6 protein-coding genes are annotated in these 7874 nt (G+C 45.8%); 2 read left to right on the top strand and 4 right to left on the bottom strand.

What is annotated here, in order from left to right:
* Window positions 1–74 precede the first annotated feature (74 nt).
* Together trpD and QUB56_RS13100 are read right to left on the bottom strand one after the other, a co-directional pair.
* On the bottom strand, window positions 75–1190 hold the full coding sequence (trpD, locus tag QUB56_RS13105; protein ID WP_332955652.1) for an anthranilate phosphoribosyltransferase: 1116 nt from the start codon (window positions 1188–1190) through the stop codon (window positions 75–77).
* 19 nt (window positions 1191–1209) lie between these two features.
* Window positions 1210–1371 carry a hypothetical protein gene (locus QUB56_RS13100; protein WP_332955651.1) on the bottom strand — a complete coding sequence of 54 codons (162 nt, stop codon included), beginning with the start codon at window positions 1369–1371 and terminating at the stop codon, window positions 1210–1212.
* A gap of 449 nt (window positions 1372–1820) precedes the next feature.
* Here QUB56_RS13100 and QUB56_RS13095 point away from each other — a divergent pair, with 449 nt between their 5' ends.
* Window positions 1821–2012, top strand: a complete 192-nt coding sequence (locus tag QUB56_RS13095; RefSeq protein WP_332955650.1) for a hypothetical protein — start codon at window positions 1821–1823, stop codon at window positions 2010–2012.
* Between the two features lie 67 nt (window positions 2013–2079).
* Entirely contained in the window at window positions 2080–5061 is a 2982-nt protein-coding gene (locus tag QUB56_RS13090) for a PAS domain S-box protein (RefSeq protein WP_332955649.1), read from the top strand.
* Between the two features lie 257 nt (window positions 5062–5318).
* On the opposite strand, the gene QUB56_RS13085 is transcribed toward QUB56_RS13090, so the two are convergent.
* The gene (locus QUB56_RS13085; protein ID WP_332955648.1) at window positions 5319–7088 is read right to left on the bottom strand and encodes an adenylate/guanylate cyclase domain-containing protein; all 1770 of its coding nucleotides are present in this window, start codon (window positions 7086–7088) and stop codon (window positions 5319–5321) included.
* Complete coding sequence (locus tag QUB56_RS13080) at window positions 7085–7480, bottom strand: response regulator (protein WP_332955647.1); 396 nt, start codon at window positions 7478–7480, stop codon at window positions 7085–7087. The genes QUB56_RS13085 and QUB56_RS13080 overlap by 4 nt, the downstream gene beginning before the upstream one ends.
* Between the last annotated feature and the right edge of the window lie 394 nt (window positions 7481–7874).

Raw genomic sequence — 7874 nt, 5'->3', positions numbered from 1 at the left:
TCCTTCTTCCTTCTTCCTTCTTCCTTCTTCCTTCTTCCTTCTTCCTTCTTCCTTCTTCCTTCTTCCTTCTTCCTTCATTTCAAAAACTCAATCAACTGCTGCAACTTCAACCAAGATTCGCCGCTCAATAAAATGTCCTTAGCCAGAGAAACTCCTGCTGCGTGAGAACCCATAGGAATTGCGCCTCCCACCTGAAAAGCCAAAGACGCATTCAAAGCTACAACATCCATTTGTGCGGGCGTACCTTTGCCTTGCAAAACGTTCCGCAAAATCTCGGCGTTTTCCTCAACATTTCCGCCTTTTAACGAGCCGATCGCACTTGGTGTCAATCCTACCTTTTCCGGGTCTAAAGTAGTGAGTTCCACTTTGCCATCCGACAAAAACGCCAAATCAGTCACATCTCCCAAACCCGCCTCGTCCAATTTTTCTCTGCCGTGAACGATTACCGCCAACTCAGTCCCCAACTCGCCCAAAGCTTGGGCAATAGTTGATACCAGACTGGGATCGAACACCCCAATTACCTGCCCTGTAGGGCGCATAGGATTGACGAGAGGTCCTAAAACGTTAAAAACAGTCCGCACCTTCAAAGTGCGCCGGATCGACGCTACAGCCTTAAGTGCTGGATGCCAGCCGGGAGCAAATAAAAAGGTGATACCCACGGAGTCTACCGCAGCTCTCACCTTCGCGGCATCGGCGTTGAGGTTGACTCCGAGTGCTTCCAACACGTCAGCAGAGCCAACTTTGCTCGATGCCGATCGATTTCCGTGTTTCGCGACTCGAACGTTGCCCGCGGCGGCCACAAAAGCTACAGCAGTCGAAATGTTAAACGTGGAAGCGCCGTCGCCGCCGGTGCCGCAAGTATCAATTAATTTGAGATTGGAGATTGAGGATTTGGGATTGAAAACGCTCTTTGACTCCCCTGCTTGGGACCCAGAATGCAATACCTGAGCCATTCCTGCCAATTCTTGGGCCGAGATGCCTTTGGCTTGGACGGCCGCTAAAATTGCTCCTGAGAGGACGGGGGGAATAGCTTCTGCTAGCCATCCCTGCATCAAGTCGGCTGCTTGGGCGCGCGAGAGAGATTGTCTGTCTAACAGTTGTTCCAGCAGGGTCGGCCACAGAGGAGAATCCGCCGTCAGGGTTGAAGCAGGAGATAACTCTGGCGTTGCTAGTAGAGGAGAATCTGTCATTTATTACTTATAGTCAAATTTAGCCCGATCGAGCTTTTAGACCAAACCGAGAATCGATCGGCATTTTACCAGAGTTGCCGACCAAATGAGAGCGCGCCCGGACCGAGATTTTTGCCCAAATGCCAGCACCGCTACAGAATTTATCCGCCTGCTGCTGCAGAATATGAATTTTTTGATACAACAATTATCCTCTTGTTGTGCCAACTTTACATAGAAACCCCTGATCTTACTTACAACTGCAAGCAGTCTGCTGTATTATCTATCAGCAACAATACTTAACAGTAACTCAGAGCACCCAAAGACCGATAAAAGTTTCCGACAGGAGTTGTGGAGACCCAAAAATTTTAGACCTTAGGAGAGGCCCAGATTCATCTGTGGAGTCAATTCTTCTTTCTAAAATCTCCAATCTCAAATCGACAGACAGCACCGAGAGTCAGCGTTTAGCTCATGGATGCCGGTTAGTTGCCTCCAGAGGGTAAGAGTCGATCGCACTCTCACCCAAAGCCTAAAAATAGAGTCTTGCTGTTGTAGAAGTTGCTACCTTTTATTATTGTAACAACAGCCTTGACACTAACTTATTTCACGGTATTCAACTGCTAATATATTTCAGGGAGATTTCCAGGATCGGTTTTGGCTCGAACACCTGCACTGCAGGCCGTTCGATTTGCCAATGCGATCGTGAGAGCCAGTCAAGCCTCAAAGAAAGACAGACCGGATCGACTAAACTTTCATCAGCAACAACTAACAACTAACAGCCCAGTAGGACAGATGAATAAACACAGTCATGTCCGGCTGCGATACAGCACCTTTGAGCCTAATTAACGCCTCAAATTTGACAGGCGGTAGACCAAAAATATTCAACTCAAACACAAGGGCAGGGTATTCAAAAGTGGGAAATCAAAAATTAGAAAATAAAGCGATCGAATGCCTGAATGTCGCGGAGGCACTGTATCAAATGGAAGCAAAATATTATAGTATGTTTGAAAATGCTGTGTCGGGCATTTTTCAAACCAGCCCAGACGGTCGCTACATCAGCGCTAACCCAGCTTTGGCTCGCATCTACGGATATAACTCAGCCGAAGAATTGATGGGCATTCTGACTGATATCAGCCATCAGCTTTATGTCAACCCCGATCGGCGCGATCAGTTTGTTTCTGCTTTGCAAGAACGGGGCATTGTATCGGATTTTGAGTCGCAGATTTATCGCCGAGACGGAACAATAATTTGGATTGCTGAAAATGCGCGGGCTGTCTGCGATGAAGCGGGGAAATTGCTCTACTATGAAGGTTTTGTTGAAGATATCACCCAGCGCAAGCAGGCAGAATCAGGACTGCGAGAAAGCGAAGAACGCCTGCGCTTAATAATTGAAGGCGTTAAGGATTACGCTATATTTATGTTAGATCCTGAGGGGTATGTAGCTAGCTGGAATTCTGGTGCCGAACGCATTTTGGGATACACAGCTCATGAAATAGTCGGCAATAAGTCGGAGTGTTTTTTCACCAAAGAAGATATTGCAATCGGCAAGCCCCAAGAAAAAATACTCATGGCGGCTGCAGAAGGTCGATACGAAAATGAAGGCTGGCGGCTTCGCAAAGACGGCTCGCGATTTTGGGCGAATATTATTGTTACTCCTTTGCGCGATGAAAGCGGAGAGTTGCAGGGCTTTTCTCAAGTAATGCAAGATATTACCGAGTCCAAGCGGGCGGCCGAGGAAAAGATGCAGTTGATTGCTTCTTTGCAGGCGTCGGAAAAAAAGTTTCGCACTTTGTACGAATCAACTAGCGATGCGGTTATGCTGCTAGATGAACAGGGTTTTTTGGATTGCAATCCAGCAACTTTAGACTTATTTGGATGCAGGACTCAATCGGAGTTTTGCGGCAAGCATCCTTCGGAATTCAGCCCGCCCTTGCAGCCGGACGGACAAGATTCTATGAGTTTTTTTCAAGAGCGAATTAATACGGCTCTGCGATCGGGAAATTGCCGTTTTGACTGGCGGCAATGCCGTTTGGATGGTTCCGAGTTTCCGGCGGAAGTGCTGCTAACTTCTATGGATATCGGCGGCAAAATGGGGCTGCAAGCTGTGGTGCGCGATATCACTTATCGGGTGCAGGCTGAGGAGGCCCTGAAGCAGGCTAACGAGATATTGGAATGCCGGGTTAAAGAGCGGACAAGTCAGTTGGAAGAGGCTATTAAAAAGTTGAGTTTATCAGAAGAAAAGTTTTCTAAGGCTTTTCGCTCGAGTCCAGATCCGATGATTATTACTACTTTTGCTGAGGGTCGTTTTCTTGAAGTTAATGATAGTTTTTTGTCGATGACAGGTTACGCTTTAGAAGAAACGCTCGGCAATACAGTACCGGGGTTAAATATTTGGGTAAGGTGTCAAGACAGAATTAAATTTAGGCAAAGTTTGCACGAACAAGGTCTTGTTCGCAATCAGGAATGCGAGTTTCGGATGAAGTCGGGATCGGTGGTGGTGTGTTTGGTTTCAGCGGAATTGATTAATTTGGAAGGCGAACTCTGTATGCTGGGGGTGATGACGGATATTACCGATCGCAAACACGCCGAAGAAGCCCTACGGGAAAGCCAGCGGGCTTTGGCGACGCTGATGAGCAATTTGCCGGGGATGGCCTACCGTTTTCGCAACGATGCCGATCGCAGTATGGAGTTTGTCAGCGAAGGTTGCTATCAGTTAGCCGGCTATTCTCCTGAAGAATTTATCGGCACTAGGCAAGTTTCTATCTCGGAATTGACTCACCCGGACGATCGCGAGAATTTGTGGAATGCCGTACAAGTTGCCTTGGAAGAAAATCGACCCTATCAGCTAAATTACCGAATTACTGCTAAAAACGGCGAATTGAAATGGGTTTGGGAGCAAGGTTTGGGGGTGTTTTCCGACTCGGGAGAGTTGATAGCTTTGGAAGGCTTAATTACTGATATTTCTGAGCAGAAACGCAGTGAAGAAGCTTTGCGGCGATCGCAAACAGAGTTAACCCAACAAAAACTTCAGCTCGAACATACTTTGCACGAGTTGCAGCAAACTCAAGCGGTATTGATTCACACAGAGAAAATGTCTACACTCGGTCAAATGGTAGCTGGTGTTGCTCACGAAATTAACAATCCCGTTAGCAGCGTCTGCGGCAATCTCGTCCACGTCGGCCACTACACCGAAGATTTGCTGAGTTTGATCGATATGTACCAGAAGCACTGCCCGCAGCCGCCGGCAGCAATTCAAGAAAAAATTCAGGATATGGAACTAGAGTTTCTGCTAGAAGATTTGCCGAAAGCCATGTCTTCGATGCAGGTTGGGGCCGATCGCATTCGGGAAATCGTGCGATCGCTCAGAAATTTCTCCCGCAAAGATGATTCTCAAATGAGCAAAGTTAACCTGCACGAAGGGATTGAAGGAACGCTGCTGATCCTGCAAAGCCGTCTGAAAGCCAGAGGCAACTATCCCGAAATTGCGGTAATTAAGGACTATGGAAATTTGCCTTTGGTTGAGTGTTATGCCGGGAAAATCAATCAGGTATTTATGAATTTGATCGGAAATGCGATCGACGCGATCGAGGAATACAACGAACGGCGTCCACTTGCCGAAGTCAAAGCTAACCGCAGCAAGATTAAAATTAGGACAGAAGTCCAAAACTCCAATGCTGTAATTAGGATTTCTGACAATGGGCCCGGTATGCCAGAAGAAGTTTCCCAGCAGTTATTCGAGGCTTTTTTTACCACCAAACCCGCCGGCAAAGGCACTGGTTTAGGCCTGTCAATTTCCTACAAAGTTGTCCAAGAACACGGTGGCAAACTGAGCTGCGTGTCGGCACCGGACCAAGGAGCCGAGTTTATTATAGAAATACCGATCGAACAACCGTAAAGTGCGATCGGGGCGATCGCATCGGGATAACGAGTCGCGGTTTGTACTGAGGACTAAAGTCCTCATAAAACTCGCTCGGACTAAAGCGGTAAAGTGCGGTGTGCGTGGAGGCCTACATATAGAAATTTTGCATAAGTTCTGTATTGCTGAAACCCTGGCTTTTCTTGCTTCTTCCTCCTTCCTTCTTCCCACTTCCATCCCACTTCCATCCGTTACATCCTCTCGCCTGCGAATCCGTCGCCGCACTTCCTTCTTCCTTAATTACACCTTTCCAAATAAATTCGAGCCACCTTATCCCCCGGATTTTGCCGCAAACAATCCGCAAAAAGTCTCGCCGCTTCCCTAAAACTCTTCATATTGTACAAAGACAAAGCCTCTGTAAATAGTTCCAGAGTCGCTAACTTCCCCGCTTTAACTTCCGCCAAATCCGCATCAAAAACTTCATAAACAGTCACCCATTGAGACTTACCCTTAACCTGAACTTCATCAATTATCCGCATAGCATAATCACCCGGCTTTTTCAAGCGCTCGAAAGTCTGCTGAGTAATTAACAGCGACACCCCGTAATTCTTCGTCAAATTTTCAATGCGAGAAGCCAAATTAACCGCATCGCTAATCACAGTACCGTCCATCCGGCTTTTTCCGCCCACTATACCCAGAATCAAAGAACCAGTATTGATTCCCACCCCAATTTCAAGTGGCACATAACCCAGAGAAGCGCGAGCTCGATTGTATTCAGCAAGAGTTTGCAGCATGGCAATTCCCGCTTTCACAGCATCATCCGCCCCCTCGCTAAACAAAGCCATAATTGCATCGCCAATATATTTATCAATAAACCCCTGATTTTCCACAATCAGCGGTTCCATTCGACTCAAATAAGAATTTATAAATTTGAAATTTTCTGTCGGTGTCATTTGTTCCGAGAGAGTAGTGAAATCGCGGATGTCAGAAAACAAAACCGACATTTCCAACTCTACCGCTTCTCCCAATTTAACATCAACAATACTGTCACAGCCCAAAAAAGCTAAAAACTCATTGGGTACAAAGCGACTTGTCGCCTCCGCAATTTCTAATTCTGTATCCAGTGAAAGTTCCAAATTGCAATTGACCTCAAAGAGATCCTCAATGAACTTTTGGCGCTCTGCCTCAGCTTCTTTGCGTTCCGTGATATTTTGAAGAGTGTTGATAGCATAAACAATATTTCCTTGTCGATCGTAGATAGGAGTAGCAAAGATTTCTAGGGGAATAATCTTGTCGCCTTGATGAACTTCTACATCGTCAGCCGTAGCACTTTCCCCCTTCAAGGCGCGCACGATGGGCAAATTATCCGTAGGATACTTTTGATTTGTGCCTGCTTGATAGACTTGATAAACCTCTGACAACTGCCCGGAATTCGTATCCGGAACAACTCCTTTACCAAATATCTCTTTTGCTTTTTGATTGATGTAGTAAGGTTTGCCGTCCGCATCCAGCACACCTACACCAATCGGCATTGCTTCCAAAAACTGTGTCAAGCGATTTTCGCTTTCATGGAGTTTGGCAATCAGTGCCGTTTGCTGGCTGTTTAACTCTGCCAACTCCTGATTCATTTGCTGGAGTTTGGCGTTTTGTTGTGCCAGTTGTTGAGCTTGAAGATAACTATTTAGCGCTTCTCTAACCGTCAATTTTAAATCTTCAGATTGCCAAGGTTTGGTAATATAACGATATAAGTTTGCCGAGTTGATAGCATTGCCGATAGCCTCAATATCTGCTTGTCCAGTCAGCATAATTTTTATACTTTTAGGCAAAATTATATGAGCCTGTTTTAAGAGTTCATCTCCCTTCATATCAGGCATAATGTGGTCGGAAATAATTAAAAGAACTTCATCTCCATCCTCCAGCAATTCTTCAATTAACTCTAATGCCTCCTCTCCACCTTCAGCAATTTCGATTGTATAATCATTGCCAAGAGCCTCTTGCAGTTCTGCTTTGAGGCTCCTGAGTACAATTCTCTCATCATCCACACAGATAATTACCTGTCGGCTCATAGTTTAGATAAACCAGATTTAATAGTTTCTAGCAAATCTGATTCCAACCAAGGTTTAGATAAAAAACAATGGAGGTTAGCCTGTTTCTTTGCTCGCTCAATTGCTACTTCATCAGCTTGACCGGTCAGCATGATCTTAATAACTTTGGGATAATTTTTGTGAATTTGAATCAGCAACTCATCTCCCCTGATACCGGGCATTAACCAATCAGAAATAATCAAAATAACGCCAACTCCCTCCTCGTTGAGGTCATTTATTACATCTAAAGCCTCCTCAGCATCCTCAGCCCCTTCATAGATGTAGGCATCACCAAACGCTGATGCTAACTGCGTCCTGAGACTGTCTAACACCATTCTCTCGTCGTCCACGCACAAAATAACTGGTTTAGACATCTATTTTTTATCCTTTTTAATTGTTATTAGTAGCAAAAGTAGTAAAGTGTATTAGGAGGTCGCATCTTATCTTAAAATATCACAAGTCAACGGCTCGCCAAATCCTCTCCCCCTCCCCCGTCGCCGAAACCAAGAAACTTATATGCTCCGCACCTTAGCTTAGCATAACGCATCCTAAGCTGCGGAGCATCTCGCATTGAATGCATAGACGGGCTAGGAGGGCCCCTTCCACAAGAATTGTAGAAAAATTGACTGTCAAATTAGATGCACAGCAGCTTACTACGGTTTTACATCGGTTTCCTGTTGAATCCGGATTATTAACCTCAAAACGCTTTAACTGGTGAAATACTCTCAATGGGGTAGATTGCAGCTTAGGCCCAAGCAAGCAAAATCC

This window comes from Microcoleus sp. AR_TQ3_B6 (assembly GCF_036702785.1).
GTDB lineage: Bacteria > Cyanobacteriota > Cyanobacteriia > Cyanobacteriales > Microcoleaceae > Microcoleus.
Note: the sequence above shows the minus strand (reverse complement) of the source record. Positions and strands in the feature narration are given on the sequence as shown.

Coding starts and splice junctions, on each gene's coding strand:
- trpD (WP_332955652.1), bottom strand. CDS start 1,190: ATGACAGATTCTCCTCTACTAGCAACGCCAGAGTTATCTCCTGCTTCA.
- QUB56_RS13085 (WP_332955648.1), bottom strand. CDS start 7,088: ATGAGCCGACAGGTAATTATCTGTGTGGATGATGAGAGAATTGTACTC.
- QUB56_RS13080 (WP_332955647.1), bottom strand. CDS start 7,480: ATGTCTAAACCAGTTATTTTGTGCGTGGACGACGAGAGAATGGTGTTA.